Consider the following 18,443-nt stretch of genomic DNA (forward strand, 5'->3'; position numbering starts at 1 on the left):
GGCGACGCCCTGGCCAGCCCCCTCAGCCGCCGGGTCCACGCCAGCGGAGCAGCGCCGCTCCCCAGCTCAGCCCGGCGCCGAAGCCACTGCTGGCGATCAGGTGGCCAGGCTGGATGCGGCCATCCCGTACCGCTTCATCGAGCATCAGCGGGATCGTGGCGGCAGAGGTGTTGCCGTAGGCCGCCAGGTTGCTGAGCACCCGCTGGTTGGGAATGGCGAAACGCTGGGCCACCGCATCGAGGATGCGCTGGTTGGCCTGATGCAGCAGCAGCCAGTCGAGCTCGGCCGCGGTGGTGCCAGTGGCGGCGAGCAGCTCCTGCAGCACGGCCGGCACTTCCTTGACGGCGAACTTGTACACCTCCTGGCCGTTCATGTGGATCGGCGCGAAGCCTCCGCGCTGGGCCGTGTGGCCGTCGAGCAGCGCCTGCCGCTCCTCCCGCTGCGCCAGGGTCAGGCAGGCGGCGCGGCGGCCGTCAGAACGCATGCGGAAGCCCAGCAGGCCATCCCGCTCGCCTTCACAGGCCTCCACAGCGATGGCGGCGGCGGCGTCGCCGAACAGCACGCAGGTGCGCCGGTCGTCCCAGTCAACCCAGCGGCTGAGCTGGTCGGCCCCGATCACCAGCACCTTGCGCGCGCTACCGGCACGGATGTATTGGGCTGCGGTGATCAGGGCGAAGAGAAAGCCGCTGCAGGCGGCTGTGAGATCGAAGGCCACGGCGTTGGTGGCCCCCAGCCCCGCCTGCACCCGCGGCGCGGTGCCGAACAGATCGTCCGGGCTGGAGGTGGCCAGCAGGATCAGATCCACCGTCTCCGCCGACCAGCCGGCGTGATCAAGGGCGTTGCGGGCGGCGGCTGTGGCCATCGACGTCACCGTTTCCGTGGGCCCGGCCACACGGCGCGCAGCGATGCCGGTGCGGCTGCGGATCCACTCATCGTTGGTGTCGACGCGAAGGCTCAGCGCGTCGTTGCTGACGATCAGCGCGGGGAGCGAACTGCCGCATCCCACGAGCGCCATGCCTGCGCCCATCCGGCCAAGCGCCACCGACTCACCCACGGTTCGGCTCAGTCAACCACAGGCAGGAACGGAGCTCTCCTCGCTGCTGAGCTTGTGCAGATCTTCCATCACCCCATGGCTGGCGGCTAGGTGCGCCAGCCGCAGCGCGCTGACCACCGAAAGGGCCTTGCTGCTGCCGTGGCCGATCACGCAGACCCCATTGACGCCGAGCAGCAGGGCGCCGCCGTGCTCGGCATGGTCGAGGCGCTTCTTGATCCGCACCAGGTTGCTGCGCAGGAAGGCGGAGCCCACCTTGCCGCGCCTGCCCCGAGGCAGTTCGGCGCGTAGCACATCGAGCAGCACGCTGCCCACCGACTCCAGGAACTTGAGCAGCACGTTGCCGGTGTAGCCGTCGCAGACCACCACATCGAAGCTGCCGGAGAGGACGTCGCGGCCTTCGCAGTTGCCGGCGAAGCGCAGCCGCTGCTCGGCGGCGAGCAGGGCGTAGGCCTTGATGGTGAGCTCGTTGCCCTTGCAGGCCTCCTCGCCGATGTTCAGCAGGCCGATGCGGGGCTGGGGGATGCCGAGCACGTCGCGGCTGTAGATGCTGCCCAGCAGGGCGAACTGCTGCAGGTACACCGGCTTGCAGTCCATGTTGGCGCCCACGTCGAGCACAAGCACCTGCCGGCCCGGGTCCTTGGTGGGGAAGAGGGCGCCGATGGCGGGGCGGTCGATGCCCTTGAGCCGGCCGAGCCGGAAGATCGCCGAGGCCATCACCGCACCGGAGTTGCCGGCGGAGTAAACCGCCGCCGCCTCACCGCTCTTGACCAGGTCCATGGCCATGTTGATGCTGGCGTCGCGCTTGCGGCGCACCACCGTGGCTTCCTCGTCCATGCCCACCGAAGAGCCGCTGGCGACCAGCTGCAGCAGCCCGGCCTGCAGGCTCTCGCGCAGGTCGTCTTCCAGGTTCAGGGCGGCCGCGGCCTGCTGCACCGCCGCGGCTTCGGCTACGAAGCGGATCTTCACCGGCAGGCAGCGCACGGCGGCCAGGCAGCCCTCGAGGATCGGGCCGGGGGCATGGTCTCCCCCCATGCCGTCGACGGCCATCCAGATGCGGTCACGGTCGCGGATCGGAGCGGACCCATCGCCACCGGTCTGCAGGCGCCGGCGGGGGTAGCTCATCAGCGGCTGCAGCACTGTGCCGGCAACCGATCCCGCCATGGTGCCGGCGGAGGAGGCCACCGAACCTGCCGCCGAGGCCATCGAGCCGGCCACCGAGGCGGCGGCGGAAGCAGCGGAGGCGGCAGTGCTGGCTGAGGAGGTGGCCGTGTCAACCAGGCTGGTGACCGTCGCATTGCGGCGATACCAGACCACCAGCCGGCGGATCGCGCGGCTGGGTTTGGCGCGGCGTTGTCTCAGTTCTGAATCAGAGTCCTTCGGAGGCAACGGCTTCCACGATGCGCTGGAACAGGTAACCCGTACCCCGTGCGGTGAGGATCAGCTCGGGGTTGGCTGGATCATCTTCCAGTTTGGAACGCAGCCGTGAGATGTGGACATCCACCACCCGGGTGTCCACGTGACGCTCGGGGGTATAGCCCCAGACCTCCTTGAGAATCTCGCCGCGGCTGAAGGGCTCACCCGAACGGCTGACCAGCAGCTCCAGCAGGCTGAACTCCATGCCGGTGAGGCGGATGCGCTCTTCGCCCCGGTACACCTGGCGCTTGTTGGTGTCGATGCGCAGCTCGTTGACCTGGATCACGCCGGAGTTGGGGATGCCCACCACCTGCTCCTTCTCCACCCGGCGCAGCACGCAGCGGATGCGGGCCTCCAGCTCCTTCGGGCTGAAGGGCTTCACCACGTAGTCGTCGGCACCGAGCTCCAGACCGGTGATGCGGTCGGCCACGTCGCCCAGAGCGGTGAGCATCACGATCGGCACATCGGATTCCTTACGGAGCTCCTGGCAGACGCCATAGCCGTCGAGCTTGGGCATCATCACGTCGAGCACCACCAGATCCGGGCTGGAATGGCGGAAGGCCTCAAGCGCCTCCACGCCGTCACAGGCGGTGACGACGTCGTAGCCGATCATCGTGAGGCGGGTTTCGAGAATCCTGCGGATGCTCGCCTCGTCGTCAACGACCAGGATGGTTTCCTTGGCGGAGGAGGAAGCCGTCATGGTTGCGCCGGCCTGGGTACACAAGTCCTGACCACTGAACTGGTCGGAGGGGCGGCAAATTCACCCAACGCCACCATTCTTCACACACCGCCGTGGCCCGATCCGCACCGCTGTTCATCTGCCAGGCCTGTGGAGCTCAGACCCGCCAGTTCTTCGGCCGCTGCCATGGCTGCGGTGCCTGGAACACGCTGGTGGAACAGAGCGGCCCCGCCGCTGATGGCCGCCGCCGCCGCGCCGCCCCTGAGGGCGCGCCTGCCCGTACCGGTGCGGGCGAGAAGGTGGCCCTGGCGCCAGGGCGTCCCCGGCGCTCGGAATCGATCCTGATGGCGGTGGAGCGGCCGCTCCAGCGGTTGCCCAGCGGCTTCGCCGAGTTCGATCGGGTGCTGGGCGGCGGGCTGGTGCCCGGGGCGCTGGTGCTGGTGGGGGGCGATCCCGGCATCGGCAAATCCACCCTGCTGCTGCAGAGCGCCCAGGCGCTGGCCGCCATCACCTCGGTGCTCTACGTGAGCGCCGAGGAGTCGGCGCAGCAGGTTCGCCTGCGCTGGAGCCGGCTCGCCCCGCCAGGTGCCGGCGCTGCGGAGCAGCCGGTTGGGGCCGATGGGGCCGTGCCGGCGGGTGCCGGGCTGCAGCTGCTGGCGGAAACCGATCTGGAGCTGGTGCTGCAGGAGCTTGAGGCGCTGCGGCCGGCGGTGGCGATCATCGACAGCATCCAGGCCCTGCATGACGACCAGCTCAGCAGCGCGCCGGGATCGGTCGCCCAGGTGCGCGAATGCGCCGGTGCCCTGCAACGGCTGGCCAAGCGCCAGGACACCGCCCTGCTGCTGGTGGGGCATGTCACCAAGGAGGGGATGCTGGCCGGGCCCAAGGTGCTCGAACACCTCGTCGATGCGGTGCTCACCTTCGAGGGCGACCGCTTCGCCAGCCACCGGCTGCTGCGGGCGGTCAAGAACCGCTTCGGTGCCACGCACGAACTGGGCCTGTTCGAGATGCGCGACCGGGGGCTGGCGGAAGTCACCAATCCCAGCGAGCTGTTCCTCGGCCATGACGGCCCCGCCGCCGGCACCGCCACGATCGTGGCCTGTGAAGGCACCCGCTCGCTGGTGGTCGAGCTGCAGGCCCTGGTGAGCACCACCAGCTATGCCAGCCCACGCCGCACGGCCACCGGCATCGGCATCAACCGGCTGCATCAGATCCTGGCCGTGCTTGAAAAGCACATGGGGCTGCCCCTCTCCCGCTTCGATTGCTACCTGGCGGTGGCCGGTGGCCTTGACGTGGAGGAGCCTGCGGCCGATCTCGGCGTGGCCGCGGCGGTGGTGGCCAGCTACCGCGATCTGACCCTGCCGGCCGGCACAGTGCTGGTAGGGGAGCTGGGGCTGGGGGGGCAGCTGCGGCCGGTGGGCCAGCTGGAGCTGCGCCTCCAGGAGGCGGCGCGGCTGGGGTTCCGCCGGGCGGTGGTGCCGCGCGGCAGCGGCCTCGGGGCGATCGCCGCCGGGCTTGATCTCCAGCTGCTGGAAGCCGCCACTGTGGCGGAGGCCCTGGTGGCCGGGCTGGGGTTTGACCCTGCAGCCGACTGAGCCGGGCCGGCGGCTCCACCCTGCCCCGGCCAGGCCACACCCCGCGCCGGGCAACGCCCTGCCCAGGCGCCCCGACGAGGCTCAGAAGTAGACGTCGACGTTGCCGCGCCCGCTGGTCTTGAGCCAGTTCTGGGCTTCGATGTAGTTGTTCGGCGCCATGCGGATCGCCTTGGTCCAGTAGTCGGCGGCGCGGGAGAAGCAGCGGTCCGACTCATCGGTGTCGCCCCGTTCTTCCGCCAGGGAGCCGAGGTGGTGGTGAATCACCGCGATGTTGTTGAGGGCCTGCGGCATGTGCTGGTTGAGATCCAGCGCCTGCTCGTAGAACTCCAGCGCCTTCTGGTGATCGCCGTTGCTGGTGAACACCAGAGCCATGTTGTAGAGGATGAAGGCCTTGTCGTTGGGGTCGTCCTCCAGCTTCAGGGCTTCCTCGTAGTTCTCCAGCGCTTCGGCATATTCGCCGTCACCCTGGGCGCTCATGCCGTCGCGGTAGTACGCGAAAGCCTCCTTCGCCCGCCGGTTGGTGGGAATCACCTTGAGGATCAGGTCCGCCATGACCGTGAAGCTCTTGTCGATGAAGTTGTCGTTGCGTTGGCTGCGGGGCACGGGAACGGTCTGGTTTGTGGACCCATCCTGACGCCTGCGCGGCGAGCCAGCTTCTGCCGGAGGCCATCCCTAGCCTGAAACCCAGCTGCCGATCCCAGTGGTTCAGGTTTCCCCCGGCCCCGCCGTCTCACCGCTTCCGGCTGCACCGTCTCCCCGCCCCCTGGTGCCGGTGCTGCTCGAGGTGGACGGCATGAAGTGCGGGGGGTGCGTGCGTGCCGTGGAGAAGCGCCTGCTGGCCGTGCCCGGTGTGCACCAGGCAAGCGTGAACCTGCTCACCCACACCGCCTGGGTGGGCCTGGCCGCTCCTGTCGAGGCCGCGCAGCCAGGCCTCGACACCCAGGTGGCGGCCCTGCTGGCCAGCCTGGAGGGGCTCGGCTTTGCGGCACGCCTGCGTGATCAGTCGCTGCCGGCACCCACGGCGGCCGAGCTGGCCCAGCGCCATCGTTGGTGGCTGGAGTGGCGCCAGCTGATCGCGGCGCTGACGCTGCTGGTGGTGTCGGTGCTGGGCCATCTGGCGGAGGCGGGCAGCCTGCCGGCATCGCTGCTGGCGTCCCCGCTCGGAGCCCTGCTGGCGGCGCTCTGGTTCCACGCTCTCGTGGCCACCCTGGCCCTGGCGCTGCCGGGTCGTTCGATCCTGGTGCGCGGCGCCCTGAGCGCCTGGCACCGCATGCCCAGCATGGACACCCTGGTGGGCCTGGGCATGGGCAGCGCTTACCTCGCCAGCCTGGCGGCCCTGCTCTGGCCGGCGGCGGGCTGGCCCTGTTTTTTCAATGAGCCGGTGATGCTGCTCGGCTTCGTGCTGCTGGGCCGCTTCCTGGAGGAACGGGCCCGCTTCCGCACCGGCCGGGCGCTGGAGCAGCTGGCCCAGCTCCAACCCGAAACGGCGCTGCTGCTGGTGGGCGATGGCCCCCCGCGAGAGGTGCGGGTGGGAGGGCTGCGGCCCGCAGATCGGTTGCAACTGCTGCCGGGCGACCGGGTGCCGGTGGATGGGGTGGTGCTGGAGGGCTGCTCGGCGGTGGATGTGTCGAGTCTCACCGGCGAACCCCTGCCGCTGGAGGCCCGCCCGGGCTGTGAGCTGGCGGCCGGCATGCTCAACCTGCAGGCGCCGCTGGTGCTGGAGGTGACCCGCGCCGGTGCGGAGACGGCCCTGGCCCGGATCATTGCGCTGGTCGAGCAGGCCCAGGCCCGCAAGGCGCCGATACAGCGCCTGGTGGACCGGGTGGCCGGCCGTTTCACCGTTCTGGTGCTTGTTCTCGCCCTGGCCACCTTCCTGTTCTGGTGGCTGTGGGGCACCCGCCTGTGGCCGGACGTGCTGATGGTGGCTCCGCTGCTGGGCCATGGGGCCGGGGCTGCTCACAGCTTCGGTGGGCACGGCCTTGGTGGTATGGGAATGGGAGGCTCCGGCCACGGGCTGGCGGGGGCCGCCGCCGAGACCCCGTTCAGCCTGGCCCTGCAGCTGGCGATTTCCGTGCTGGTGGTGGCCTGCCCCTGTGCGTTGGGCCTGGCCACCCCCACGGCGATCACAGTCGGCTCAGGGCTGGCGGCCCGGGCCGGTGTGCTGTTCCGGGGCGGCGATGCGATCGAGACCGCCGCGCGTCTGCAGGCGGTGCTGTTCGACAAGACCGGCACGCTCACCCTGGGCCGTCCCCTGGTGGTGGCGATCGAACTGTCCCCCACGGATCCAGCTCACCAGCTGGCGGGCGAGCTGGTCGACGCCGATGCCCTGATCCGTGTGGCGGCCAGCCTGGAGCAGCAGACCCGCCACCCGCTCGCCCATGCCCTGCTGCAGGAGGCGGAGCGCCGTCAGCTTCCTCTCTGGCCGGTGAGCACCTGCGTCACCTTCGCCGGGGCCGGGGTGGAGGGGGAACTGGAAGGGGTCAGCGGCCCTTGCCGGGTGGGTCGCCTCGACTGGCTGGAGCAGCGAGGGGTTGGTCTGGGCGCTCCGCTCCGCCAGCGGCTCACAGCACTGGAGGCCGACGGCGGCTCGGTGCTGGCCGTGGCGGTCGGCAGCCGCCTGCTGGGCCTCGTGGCGGTGCACGACCAACCGCGCGCCGATGCGGCCGCCACCGTGCAGGAGCTCGGTGCCATGGGGCTGAACCTCGGCGTGCTCAGCGGTGACCGGCAGCCTGCCGTGCGGCTCCTCGGTGAACGGCTCGGCTTGCCGGACGACGCCCTTGCCTGGGAACTGCGCCCCGAGCAGAAGCTCGACCAGATCGTGCGCTGGCAGCAGTTGGGGCCGGTGGCGATGGTGGGCGATGGCATCAACGATGCGCCCGCTCTGGCGGCGGCCGATCTCGGCATCGCCGTGGGCACCGGCACCCAGATCGCTCAGGACACCGCCGATCTGGTGATCCTTGGCGACCGCTTGTCCTCGCTTGTGCTGGCGTTGCAGCTGGCGCGGCGCACCCTGGCCAAGGTGCGCCAGAACCTTTTCTGGGCCTTCGGCTACAACCTTGTGGTGCTGCCGATCGCCGCCGGCGCCCTGCTGCCAGGCTTCGGTGTGGTGCTCTCCCCACCCCTGGCGGCCCTGCTGATGGCGATGAGCTCGATCACCGTGGTGGTGAATGCGCTGCTGCTGCATGGTCCGGCCTGACCCCGATCGCCCCAGGGGGCGCTTTCTCGTGCTGGAGGGTATTGATGGCTGTGGCAAGACCACCCAGCTCGAACGCCTGAAGGCCTGGTTGCCCAGCAGCGGCCTGCTGGCGCCCGGGGCGGAGCTGGTGGTGTGCCGCGAGCCGGGAGGGACGCCGCTGGGCCAGGCGCTGCGGCAGCTGCTGCTGCATCCGCCGGAGGCGGCCAGCCCCTGCCCCACCGCGGAACTGCTGCTTTATGCGGCCGACCGCGCCCAGCACGTGGAGGCCCGCATCGCGCCCGCTCTGGCGGCGGGCCACTGGGTGATCAGCGACCGCTTTGCCGGCTCCACGGCCGCCTACCAGGGCTATGGCCGTGGGCTGGATCTCGCGTTGATCGACCAGCTGGAGGCCATCGCCACCGCCGGCCTGACGGCCGACCTCACCCTCTGGCTGGACCTGCCCCTGCCGCTCTCACTGGAGCGTCGCGGCCACCGGCCCGCCGATCGGATCGAGTCGGCGGGACTGCCCTTCCTGCAGCGGGTGGCTGGAGGATTCGCCCAGCTGGCGGCGCAGCAGGGCTGGGCGCGGGTGGAGGCTGCCGCTGCTCCCGAACAGGTGGCGGAAGCGATTGCGGCACTGCTGCGGTGCCGTTTCGCCGCTGCTGGTGGCTGCGATGGCTGATCTGTTCGCCGACCTGATCGGCCAGCCCCAGGCCGTGGCCCTGCTTGCCGCGTCGCTGCAGCGCCAGCGGCTGGCGCCGGCCTACCTGTTCAGCGGGCCGGATGGGGTGGGACGGCGCCTGGCGGCTCTGCGCTTCCTCGAGGGCATTCTGGCCGGGGTCGCTGGCTCAGCCCCGCTGCGACGCCGGCTGGAGGAGGGCAACCACCCGGATTTGCTCTGGGTGGAGCCCACCTACCAGCACCAGGGCCAGCTGATCCCCCGTTCGGAGGCGATCGCCCAGGGAGTGGCGAAGCGGTCGCTGCCCCAGCTGCGCCTGGAGCAGGTGCGGGCGATCAGCCGTTTCCTGGCCCGTCGGCCGTTGGAGGGCGACCACTGCCTTTTGGTGATCGAGGCGGTGGAGATGATGGCGGAGGGGGCGGCCAATGCCCTGCTCAAAACCCTGGAAGAGCCCGGCAACGGGCTGCTCGTGCTGCTGACCAGCGCGCCCGAGCGCCTGCTGAGCACGATTCGCTCCCGTTGCCAGCAGATCGTGTTCAGCCGGCTGGATCCGGCCTCCCTGCAGGCGGTGCTGCACCGCCGCGCCGATCTCTCACCCGTGGCGGAGGGGCCAGAGGCCGCCGGCCTGATCGCGCTGGCGGCCGGCTCGCCGGGGGCGTTGCTGCGTCACCGGGAGCAATGGCAGGCCCTGCCACCGGGGCTGGCGGAGCGGCTGCTGGAGCGGCCGGGCCAACCGCTGGAGGCGCTGGCCTTGGCCCGTGAGCTCACCGAAGCCCTGGATCTGGATCTTCAGCTGTGGCTGCTCGACTGGTGGCAACTGCAGAGCTGGCGCCGCGATCTCTGCCAGGCCGATCAGCAGCGGATCGAGCGCCTCCGGCGCCAGTTGCAGGGGGCTGTGCAACCTCGGCTGGCCTGGGAAGTGGCGCTGCTGGAGCTGGGCGGATCGCTGGTGTGAGCCTGGAGTTCCAGGGGGATCTGACCGCCACCTGCGCCACGCGCCCCTTGACGGACAACAGCGCGAAGCTCTGACAGGCGCCTGGGGAGTCGCTGAAGCAGCGGTCCGGCTGTGTCGGTGCCGCTTCAGCAGCAGATGGTCGGTGGAATCAGGCGGATTCGAGCGAGCGCAGCTGGTCGCGGGTGTCCTGCCGAAGCTCCCGCACCAGCCGCTCCTGCTGTTCCAGCTGGGGGCCAGTGGGCAGTTCCAGGCAGTAGCCGGCTCCGTAGACCGTTTTGATGAACCGGGGTTTGCGCGGTTCGGGTTCGAGCTTGGTGCGCAGGTGGCGCACGTGTACCCGGATGGTCTCGATGTCGTCGTCGGGCTCGTATCCCCACACTTCCTTGAGGATGAGCGAGGGGGCCACGGTCTGACCGTGACGCTGGAGCAGGCAGTGGAGCAGTTCGAACTCCAGGTGGGTGAGCCGGACGGCTTGATCGAACCAGATGGCCTCAAACCGCTCGGGCACCAGGGTGAGAGGCCCGAAATTGAGAATCTCGTTGTGTTTTTCGGCCAGAGGGGCGCGATCGATGCGCCGCAGCAGTGCTTTCACCCGCACCAGCAGCTCTTCGAGATCGAAGGGCTTGGTCAGGTAGTCGTCGGCGCCGGAGTTGAAGCCGCTCACCTTGTCTTTGGTGCCGCCGAGCGCCGTGATCATCATGATCGGGATGCCAGCCGTGCGCTCATCACGGCGCAGGCGCTGGCAGAGGGTGAGGCCATCCACCTTGGGCAGCATCAGATCGAGCAGGATCAGATCGGGATGGGCCTGCAGGGCCAGGGCCTGGCCCTTGATGCCGTCTTCGGCGCATTCCACCTGGAAGCCGCCGTGCATCAGATGGGCAGCCACCAGCTCACGCATGTCCCTGTCGTCTTCGATCAGCAGGATGCAGGGCTTCATGGGCGGCGCAGGGCGGGTGACAGCGGCAATCCGTTGGATTCGAAGAGGCCGTATGAGCTGCTTTCGCAGAAGTATGGGACACGATCCTGGCAACCGCGCCAACTGGAACGTGAACAACCAGCAGGCAGCGCTGCGGCAAGGCGAAGAGGAACTCCCCGGGCAGGATTCGAACCTGCGACCAATCGGTTAACAGCCGACCGCTCTACCGCTGAGCTACCGAGGATGGCAACCCGGTGAACCTACCCCTCGGTCGCGCCGCCAGGCAAGAGGGAGACCCTGCCGCGAAGGCGCCGGCATAGTTCCGGCCCGTCCTGCCAGCGGCCCATGCGCCCGCTTTCCATCAGCACGGCCCCGTCGCAGCGCTCGAGTTCCTCCAGCCGGTGGGTGATCCAGAGGGCGGTGAGGGGTCGCTCCTGCCGGTGGCAGAGGCGATGGATCAACTCCAGAACCTCCGTCTGGCTGATTGGATCGAGCAGGGCGGTGGGTTCGTCGAGCAGCAGCAGGTCGGCACCGCTGGCGAGGGCACCGGCGATTGCCACCCGCTGTTTCTGGCCGCCGCTGAGCGTGTGGATCGGCCGCCCTTCCAGGCCAGGTAAGCCGACCTGGGCCAGGGCTTCGGCCACCCGCCAGCGCCGCTCCTCACGGCTGAGGCCCTCCGCCAACGAGAGCTGGAGGTCGGTGCCGCAGCTGGGCAGCAAGAGTTGGTGGTCGGGGTTCTGGAACACCAGAGCCGGCGTGCGCTGGCGGTGAATCCGCCCTCGCTGCGGATCGAGCAGCCCGGCGATCAGCCGCAGCAGGGTGCTCTTGCCGCTGCCGTTGCCCCCCACGAGCATCCACAGCCCTGGACGGGGCACCTCGAGGTTGATGTGGTCAAGGGCGAGGCTGCCGTTGGGCCAGCGGAACCCCAGGTTCTCCACCACCAGCGGAGGATCAGGGGCGGAGAAACCGGCGCTGGCATGGGCCGGTGGCGAGCTGGTCAACTGTCGACGCTGAAGCCGGGACGTTTGGTGCCGGTGCCACCCGCGGCCGAACGTTCGTAGAGCTGAACGGCCACCAGCTCACTGCTCAGCAGGCTGACCCGTTTCTCCTCGGCTTTCTCGCAGCTGAGTTCGAGCACGCGCGGTTGACCGCTCTCCAGGACCGCCTTGATCTGGCCATACAGGGCCTGGGCGTCGGCCAGTTCCTTGCGCTGGACCGAGACGGGCATGGGGCTGAGCTTGAGCGAGAGCTCGACGACGTACACGGCGGTTTCGGTGAGGGCAGCCGCCACTCTGGCGAATGGCGCGGCGCGGCGGTTTCCGCTGAAGGGCCGGCCGGCTCCCGGTTGGCTCCCGGTTGGCTCCGGTTTGGCTCGGGGCTGGATTCAGGGCTGATTCCGGTGCGGTTCAGACGAGCGGGGTGGCCGCCAGACCTGGGGCTGACGGAGCCGGTGAGTGCAAGTACTCATTGCCCCCGGGCCAGGGCGGCGGAAGCCCCGGCCGCCGGCTGATTTCCGTACAGTGCCATTGTAAAGCTTCATGAAGCCTCTTCATCATGACGATTGCTGTAGGGCGCGCGCCTTCGGCTCGGGGATGGTTCGACGTCCTCGATGACTGGCTCAAGCGCGACCGCTTCGTGTTTGTCGGCTGGTCCGGTCTGCTGCTGTTCCCCACGGCCTATCTGGCTCTGGGCGGCTGGCTAACCGGCACCACCTTCGTTTCCTCCTGGTACACCCACGGGATTGCCAGCAGCTACCTGGAAGGCTGCAACTTCCTCACCGCCGCCGTCAGCACCCCTGCCGACGCCATGGGCCACAGCCTGCTGTTGCTCTGGGGTCCGGAAGCTCAAGGTGACTTCGTGCGCTGGTGCCAGCTGGGCGGCCTCTGGCCGTTCGTGGCCCTGCACGGTGCCTTCTCCCTGATCGGCTTCATGCTGCGTCAGTTCGAGATTGCCCGTCTGGTGGGCATCCGCCCCTACAACGCGATCGCCTTCTCCGGCCCGATCGCGGTGTTCGTGAGCGTGTTCCTGATGTACCCGCTGGGTCAGAGCAGCTGGTTCTTCGCGCCTTCCTTCGGGGTGGCGGCGATCTTCCGCTTCCTGCTGTTCCTGCAGGGCTTCCACAACTGGACGCTGAACCCGTTCCACATGATGGGCGTGGCCGGCATCCTGGGTGGTGCGCTGCTGTGCGCCATCCACGGTGCCACGGTGGAGAACACCTTGTTCGAGGATTCCGAGCAGGCCAACACCTTCAAGGCGTTCGAGCCCACGCAGGAAGAGGAGACCTACTCGATGGTCACCGCCAACCGCTTCTGGAGCCAGATCTTCGGGATCGCCTTCTCCAACAAGCGCTGGCTGCACTTCTTCATGCTGTTCGTGCCGGTGATGGGTCTGTGGACCAGCAGCATCGGCATCATCGGCCTGGCGCTGAACCTGCGTGCCTACGACTTCGTGAGCCAGGAAATCCGCGCTGCTGAGGATCCTGAATTCGAAACCTTCTACACGAAGAACATTCTTCTGAATGAAGGTCTGCGTGCCTGGATGGCACCGGCTGACCAGCCGCATGAAAACTTCGTCTTCCCTGAAGAGGTTCTGCCCCGTGGTAACGCCCTCTGAGCCCTAAGTCAATCAGGCAGTTCCAGAGGATCAATTCAAATTTGGCGTCCTTCGGGGCGCCTTTTTTGTTGGGTCCCCAACTGTTGCCGATCTCTCAGGTTTTCTTCTAAGATCAATGGGTTGTGTCAGCAGTGCCGTGGGGCGAGGCTTCGGAGTTTTCTCCCTTGTTTCGCTCCGAAGGCGTCACCGGCTGGCGTTATCCCCCAAGGGAGGAGGTGCTTGTGAGCCAAAGTTCCATGTGCAAGGGTCTGTTGATCGCGGAGAATGCCGTCTGATGCCAGGCAGCTTGATCTGAGTTCATTCGGTTCCGCGCCAGAGCGGACCCGACGATGCCCCCATTCAGCAATCGGCTGAATGGGGGCATCGTTCATTCTGGAGACAGGTTATTGATTGAAGAGCAGTCTTTCTATGGAGAAAGACTGTTCATTTTCGAGCGGGTTCTTTGTTCAAGGGAATTCACTTTTTGGATTCCCGCTCCAGCTTGAATGATCCCACCAGGCGAGCAAGGCGCTCCTGGGCATCGGCATGATCCACCGCGCCTCTGGCCATTAACACGATGCCCCCATCAACATCGACAACCCCATAGCTGGGCGAAAGATCGGGGATCATTTCAAGGATGCGCCCCAGCTCTTTGCGATCACCATCAGACACCCTGAGATTCCTGTTGAGCATCTCAAGATCTGCAGCAATCCAGTCAACCTCCTTGGGCTTCCCTTGCCTGTCGAGATAGCGCCAACTGCGGGGAAAACGCACCAGCACCTCCCGCTCAGCAAGCAAAGGAACCAGCGGGGTGGTGGCTGAAACGGTTGCCGTTGGAGGGATCTGCTGGAGTACGCGCCGGGCCGCCTGGCCATGGGCCCAGAGCTGGGCTGGGTTGGAGTAAATCCAGGGCTGCACGCTGTCGGGAATGACGAACGAGAGGCTGCGATTGGGGTTGCTGCTGATCGTCAGCAGGATCGAAAGCCCGATTGCCCCGATCCAAACGGCACGAAACTTCGGTCGACGGAAGGTGTCCTGATGGTGCTCCCACCAGAGCACGGCCCCTGCAAACAAGCCCGGGACCACCAGCAGCGCGTAGCGCACATTGATGGCCAGTGGTGGTGGCTTCCCGTCTGCCAGCAGCAAACCTAGAAATGGCAACCCCATCAGCAGCCAGCTGTCCAGGGAGATCACGGGAATGAACAGCAGCGGCAGACTCTGGGCGAGCAGGTAGCGAAGCGTGTGCCCAGGTTCGCTGAACAGTTCCTTGATCAGCGCCATTGGCGTTGAAAGGATCCTTCCCGCCACCTCCAGGCTGCTGGCGCGATCCTGATCACCGAGGAAGTGGCCGAAGTTCTCCACCATGAACCGGCGTGAATTGTCTTCGCTGAACAGAGGCATCAACACATTGGTGACGATCAGGACCCAGCTGACCCCCACCCCACCAATCAGGATCGCCAAAGGCCACTCTTCCCTGCGTCGTCGCAGCAGCATCCACAGACTCACCCCCACCAGCAGCACGCCGGTGTCCTCCCGGATCAACGGAATCAGCAGGGTGCAGAGCGCCACCAGCCACCAGCTCCGTCGCCGCAATCCCCAGATCAGCAGAAAAAAGGCCAGGGGCAACTGGCAGAGATCCGTGAAGTTGCCCCAGGTGGGGCCGAGTACGGCATTGGCTCCGAAAAAGGAGCAGGCCAGCAGAGCGGCCAGCCGATCGTTGTTGCTCCCCAGGATCTCGAGGGCAAACCGATGCAGCGCCAGACCTGCCGCCGTCATCAGCCCCACCTGAACCAGGGGCAAGGCTGCCGCTCCCAGCAGACCCACCAAGGGAGCCCAGAGCAGCAGCACCGGGGTGAAGTGTTGCCCCAGGCGGTGATAGCCCAGGCCAGGCAACTGGCCGTCGTGGACCACGCTGGCAGAAAGCTGGGAGGAGAGGGTGCTCTCGAAGGGGTGGCCCCGCAGGCTGTTCCAGAGCACCTGCAGAAAGATGCCCTGGTCGTAGGAAGCGGCGAGAACCTGGAGGCGCCATGCCTGCAGAGCCAGGCCAACCACGGCAAAAAGCACGGCGGCAGCCAGAACCGCGCGGCTCCAGGAGCGTCGTTCAGGGGCGAGGGTCATCGGATTGAGACGCGAGTGTGCAGCGCCAGAGGCGCCAGTCCTGCTCGCCCAGCCCGCTCAGGCGGCAGCGGACGCCGGGCTGGAGAAGCATGGGCGGAGGGGGGGCGGAGGCTTTCTCAATGAACAGGAACGGGCTCGGAGAACCGGGGCTTGCCCGGGACGGCAACCGTTCGATTGGCCGTTGGGCATACCAGCTCAGGCTTGGACGTCGCCCGGATTGTCCGGCCATGTAGATCGGCATCGGGCGATGGTCCGGCTCGGTCGCCGCACCCCTGACCAGGCTGGCCACGGGGCGAACGTCGTCATATTCGTTCAACTCCCAGTTCCAGAGGGAACTATGGAAGAGCAGCAGCAGGGAGAGGCACCAGCCCGCGAGCAGCAGGACCAGGCCGCGGCGGCGCTGCCGTTCGGCCGGGCGCAGCAGCAGCAGCCCTCCCCCCAGCAGCCCCACGCCCGCCGGCAGAACAAGAAGACTGATCCCACTCGGCAGTCCGGTCCGGGCTGTTGCGGCCGCCAGGGCCAGCAGGATCAGGCCGCCACCCAGCCAGGACCACAGGATTGGAACGAGCTGGAGAGGCGGACGGGTCTCCCGAGCCTGCAGCATCTGCGCCAGCAGCGGCCCGCAGAGCAGGGCGAACGGCAGCCAGAGCGGGTGGCTGTACCAGGGGAGCTGGGTGCGCAGCGGCAGGATCGACCCGGCGATCACCAGCTGCAGCACCAGGCACCAGCGCCCCCAGCTGCGGTGGCGCTGCCGCCAGGCGATCACCACCGCCAGGGGCCAGAGCGGCAGCCAGGGCCAGCCACCTTCCAGCACCTCGATCACCGGCACCCGCCAGCCCAGCTGGCTGCCTTCGCCCGCATCCAGCAGCACCCGCGTCACCCCGTCGCCGCCCCAGAGCCAGAGCGCATCGCTGCCGCGCCTGAGTGCATGCCAGCCGTGCCAGGCCAGCCCGGGCAGCAGGCCCACGCCAAGGGCCGCCAGCAGCGGCGCCAGCGAACGGCGCGGCCGCTCCGGATCGAGCACCAGGGCGGCCAGGCCGGCGGCCAGCACCGGCAACAGGATCGGGGCCTTCAACATCAGCAGCGCACTGCCCGCCAGGCCGGCGACCAGCCCCCAGCGCCAACCCGCTCCAGTGCGGCCGGAACGGCTGAGCAACAGTGCCCACCAGAGCAGCCCCATGGCGGTGAGCTGCGCGCCGTCCAGCATCGCCAGCCGCCCGTGGCGCGCCACCGGCAGCAGGGTGAGCAGGATCGCCGCGGTCGCCAGGGCGGCGCGGTTGTCGCCTGGCCGCAGTTGAAGCTGCACCAGGGCCCCCACCGGCACCACCAGGGAGGAAAGCACTGCCGGCACCAGCCGCACCACCCATTCCGGCGGTAGCGCCTCCGCCGGCGCCTGGCTGAGCTGGCGCCAGACGGCGATGGCGGCAGCGATCAGCACATGCAGCCCGGGCGGCTTGTTGAGGTAGGGGCTGCCCCAGATCGTGGGCAGCCAGCCTTCCGGCAGCCCCCTGTTGGCGATCTCCAGCGACACCCGCGCCACGATCCCCTCATCCCAGTCGCGCAGGGGCAGGTTGCCCAGACCCACGACAGCCAGCACCACGGCGGCCAGCCAGAGCAGCAGCAGGCCCCGCCAGGGAATGGCGCGGGGCGGGGTCTGGGGGTGCAGGGCGGTCATGGGCTCAGCCTGCCGGCCGCTCGGCCCCGGGAGCCAGCGGAATCACGAAACCGGGCCCGCTCTGGCAGCCCGGTGGCTGGTCGCAGACCCAGCGTTTCAAGCGCGTTTTGGCCTCGCCTTCGGGGAAGGGCGCATAGCTTTCGATCACCGCATAACTGCCGGCCAGGGCATCGGCGCCGTCGGCTCGCCAGGCCGCCGCATCACGCCGCATCAGCCGCTTGGGACTCACAAGCCATCCCTTGCGGTTGGCGAGATAAAGAACAGTGGGGTCGGAACCGCTCATCACCACGACTCTGGCCCCGGGCGGTGTGCGCGCCTGGATCTGCTGCGCCAGCTCCCACACCGGGGATCCGGCCACCCGCTCCCGACTCCAGTAATCCACAGCCAGCACCGTGAGGCTCACCACGACCAGCAGCGTGAGCAGTGCCCAGGCCCCCTGCCGCCCCCAGACATCGGCCTGGCGCCGCAGCCGCACCCAGCCCAGGCCCATCAGTGGGCAGGCGAACAGCATCAGCGGCAGTTGGTAATACTCATGCACCACGCTGGATTCAGGCGCCAGAGCTCCGGCCAGCAGCACGGCCACCAGCCCCACCGGCAGCACGTGCGCCTGTGGCCCCGGCAGGGCGTCGGGGGGGGCAGCGGCGCCTCGATTGGCAGCGGCGTCGCCATTCCCGCGCGGCAGCAGGCCGAGCACCAGCAACGGCACCCCCAGCACCGCCAGGTTGCGCACGGCCACCCTCAGGCCAAGGCCGAGCCAGTAGCCAGGCGCGAACAGGTCGGCCCAGCTGTAACGGTTGGCCTCGCCGCCCCAGAAGCCGAAGCTGAGGCCGCTGGCCTGCCCCAGTTTGTGGGCATGCCAGTACCAGGCCGCCGTCACCACCACCGCCGACAGGGCAAACACCCAGCTGCCTGATCGCCGGAGGATCCTCCACTGGTGGGCCTGGCCCCATAGCCATAGCAACGGCAGGCCCAGCCATACGAACGGCAGAACTTTGATCAGACAGGCGGCGGTGAAGGCCAGCCAGGAGATTCCCAGGGCTGCCAGCCTGCCGGTGCGCAGCCAGGCCAGAAAGCGCTCCAGGGCCAGAGCCGCCAGCAGCATCAGCGCCGCCTCCGGCTGCACCGTGCGCCCGTAGAACACCGAAATCGGCAGCACCGCATAGAACAGCCCGCCCCACCAGCCGGCCCGCTCCCCCACCAGCTGGCGGCCGATCCGCACCACCAGCACGATCGTGAGCAGGCTGCAGAGCACGGAGAGGCCCCGCGCCAGCCACTCCTGCACCCCGAACAGGCGGTAGAGCAGAGCAACGCTGTAGGGATACAAGGGAAATTCCGCTTCCACCACGCCGCTGCCGGCGCCGCCCCAGTCGATCTGGGGCGTGAGCAGGTTCATGCCCTGCTCGGCGAAGTTGCGAGCCATCGCCGCCGTGTCCGCCTGCCTCCAGCTGTGGATCCCGAGGACCGGGGCCTGGATCTGGATCAGCCGCAACCCGGCACCCACCAGCAGGGGAAGCCACAACGGCAGGGCCGCGCCGGGCTTGGAAGGGGAAGCTGGCGCCGCAGGGGCCATCAGCAGAGTTCTGGCGTGGGCA

At 68.4% G+C, this 18,443-nt stretch carries 15 protein-coding genes and 1 tRNA gene; 5 read left to right on the forward strand and 11 right to left on the reverse strand.

Annotated elements, in window-relative coordinates; all coding sequences use genetic code 11:
* Window positions 1-22: 22 nt before the first annotated feature.
* The 3 genes from ACXMDP_RS03900 to rpaB are packed head-to-tail and all read right to left on the reverse strand — an operon-like array spanning window position 23 to window position 3,167.
* On the reverse strand, window positions 23-1,015 hold the full coding sequence (locus tag ACXMDP_RS03900; protein ID WP_094511605.1) for a beta-ketoacyl-ACP synthase III: 993 nt from the start codon (window positions 1,013-1,015) through the stop codon (window positions 23-25).
* 51 nt (window positions 1,016-1,066) lie between these two features.
* Window positions 1,067-2,440 carry a phosphate acyltransferase PlsX gene (gene plsX, locus ACXMDP_RS03905; protein WP_259729115.1) on the reverse strand — a complete coding sequence of 458 codons (1,374 nt, stop codon included), beginning with the start codon at window positions 2,438-2,440 and terminating at the stop codon, window positions 1,067-1,069.
* A complete protein-coding gene (rpaB, locus tag ACXMDP_RS03910) occupies window positions 2,421-3,167 on the reverse strand; it encodes a response regulator transcription factor RpaB (protein ID WP_094511601.1) in 747 nt (248 codons plus the stop codon). Before rpaB ends, plsX begins: the two co-directional genes overlap by 20 nt.
* A gap of 92 nt (window positions 3,168-3,259) precedes the next feature.
* Between rpaB and radA the strand changes: the two genes are divergently transcribed.
* A complete protein-coding gene (gene radA, locus ACXMDP_RS03915) occupies window positions 3,260-4,741 on the forward strand; it encodes a DNA repair protein RadA (RefSeq protein WP_259729114.1) in 1,482 nt (493 codons plus the stop codon).
* An 81-nt stretch (window positions 4,742-4,822) separates the two neighbouring features.
* On the opposite strand, the gene ACXMDP_RS03920 is transcribed toward radA, so the two are convergent.
* Window positions 4,823-5,344 (reverse strand): photosystem I assembly protein Ycf3, encoded by a 522-nt coding sequence (locus ACXMDP_RS03920; RefSeq protein ID WP_094511597.1) that lies wholly within the window; start codon window positions 5,342-5,344, stop codon window positions 4,823-4,825.
* 190 nt (window positions 5,345-5,534) lie between these two features.
* Here ACXMDP_RS03920 and ACXMDP_RS03925 point away from each other — a divergent pair, with 190 nt between their 5' ends.
* The 3 genes from ACXMDP_RS03925 to ACXMDP_RS03935 are packed head-to-tail and all read left to right on the forward strand — an operon-like array spanning window position 5,535 to window position 9,550.
* On the forward strand, window positions 5,535-7,937 hold the full coding sequence (locus ACXMDP_RS03925; RefSeq protein ID WP_259729194.1) for a heavy metal translocating P-type ATPase: 2,403 nt from the start codon (window positions 5,535-5,537) through the stop codon (window positions 7,935-7,937).
* On the forward strand, window positions 7,924-8,598 hold the full coding sequence (tmk, locus tag ACXMDP_RS03930) for a dTMP kinase (protein ID WP_259729113.1): 675 nt from the start codon (window positions 7,924-7,926) through the stop codon (window positions 8,596-8,598). The genes ACXMDP_RS03925 and tmk overlap by 14 nt, the downstream gene beginning before the upstream one ends.
* Entirely contained in the window at window positions 8,591-9,550 is a 960-nt protein-coding gene (locus tag ACXMDP_RS03935) for a DNA polymerase III subunit delta' (RefSeq protein WP_259729112.1), read from the forward strand. Before tmk ends, ACXMDP_RS03935 begins: the two co-directional genes overlap by 8 nt.
* Window positions 9,551-9,698: 148 nt before the next feature.
* On the opposite strand, the gene ACXMDP_RS03940 is transcribed toward ACXMDP_RS03935, so the two are convergent.
* The 4 genes from ACXMDP_RS03940 to ACXMDP_RS03955 all read right to left on the reverse strand — a co-directional run bounded on the left by ACXMDP_RS03940 (window position 9,699) and on the right by ACXMDP_RS03955 (window position 11,730).
* Window positions 9,699-10,487, reverse strand: a complete 789-nt coding sequence (locus ACXMDP_RS03940) for a response regulator transcription factor (protein ID WP_094511593.1) — start codon at window positions 10,485-10,487, stop codon at window positions 9,699-9,701.
* 151 nt (window positions 10,488-10,638) lie between these two features.
* A tRNA-Asn gene (locus ACXMDP_RS03945) sits at window positions 10,639-10,710 on the reverse strand.
* Between the two features lie 16 nt (window positions 10,711-10,726).
* Window positions 10,727-11,467 (reverse strand): ABC transporter ATP-binding protein, encoded by a 741-nt coding sequence (locus tag ACXMDP_RS03950; RefSeq protein WP_094511591.1) that lies wholly within the window; start codon window positions 11,465-11,467, stop codon window positions 10,727-10,729.
* Window positions 11,464-11,730, reverse strand: coding sequence for a hypothetical protein (locus ACXMDP_RS03955; protein ID WP_255100680.1), 267 nt, complete (start codon window positions 11,728-11,730; stop codon window positions 11,464-11,466). Before ACXMDP_RS03955 ends, ACXMDP_RS03950 begins: the two co-directional genes overlap by 4 nt.
* 290 nt (window positions 11,731-12,020) lie before the next feature.
* Between ACXMDP_RS03955 and psbD the strand changes: the two genes are divergently transcribed.
* Window positions 12,021-13,079 (forward strand): photosystem II D2 protein (photosystem q(a) protein), encoded by a 1,059-nt coding sequence (gene psbD / locus ACXMDP_RS03960; protein WP_457766935.1) that lies wholly within the window; start codon window positions 12,021-12,023, stop codon window positions 13,077-13,079.
* Between the two features lie 456 nt (window positions 13,080-13,535).
* Here psbD and ACXMDP_RS03965 read toward each other — a convergent pair whose 3' ends face one another.
* The 3 genes from ACXMDP_RS03965 to ACXMDP_RS03975 are packed head-to-tail and all read right to left on the reverse strand — an operon-like array spanning window position 13,536 to window position 18,421.
* The gene (locus ACXMDP_RS03965) at window positions 13,536-15,176 is read right to left on the reverse strand and encodes a DUF2079 domain-containing protein (RefSeq protein WP_259730137.1); all 1,641 of its coding nucleotides are present in this window, start codon (window positions 15,174-15,176) and stop codon (window positions 13,536-13,538) included.
* Window positions 15,160-16,851 (reverse strand): ArnT family glycosyltransferase, encoded by a 1,692-nt coding sequence (locus tag ACXMDP_RS03970; RefSeq protein ID WP_259730136.1) that lies wholly within the window; start codon window positions 16,849-16,851, stop codon window positions 15,160-15,162. The genes ACXMDP_RS03965 and ACXMDP_RS03970 overlap by 17 nt, the downstream gene beginning before the upstream one ends.
* Before the next feature lie 4 nt (window positions 16,852-16,855).
* Window positions 16,856-18,421: an ArnT family glycosyltransferase gene (locus ACXMDP_RS03975; protein WP_259730135.1), complete on the reverse strand. Its 1,566-nt coding sequence runs from the start codon at window positions 18,419-18,421 to the stop codon at window positions 16,856-16,858.
* Window positions 18,422-18,443: the final 22 nt, after the last annotated feature.

The sequence above is a fragment of the Cyanobium sp. ULC065 genome, assembly GCF_977927515.1.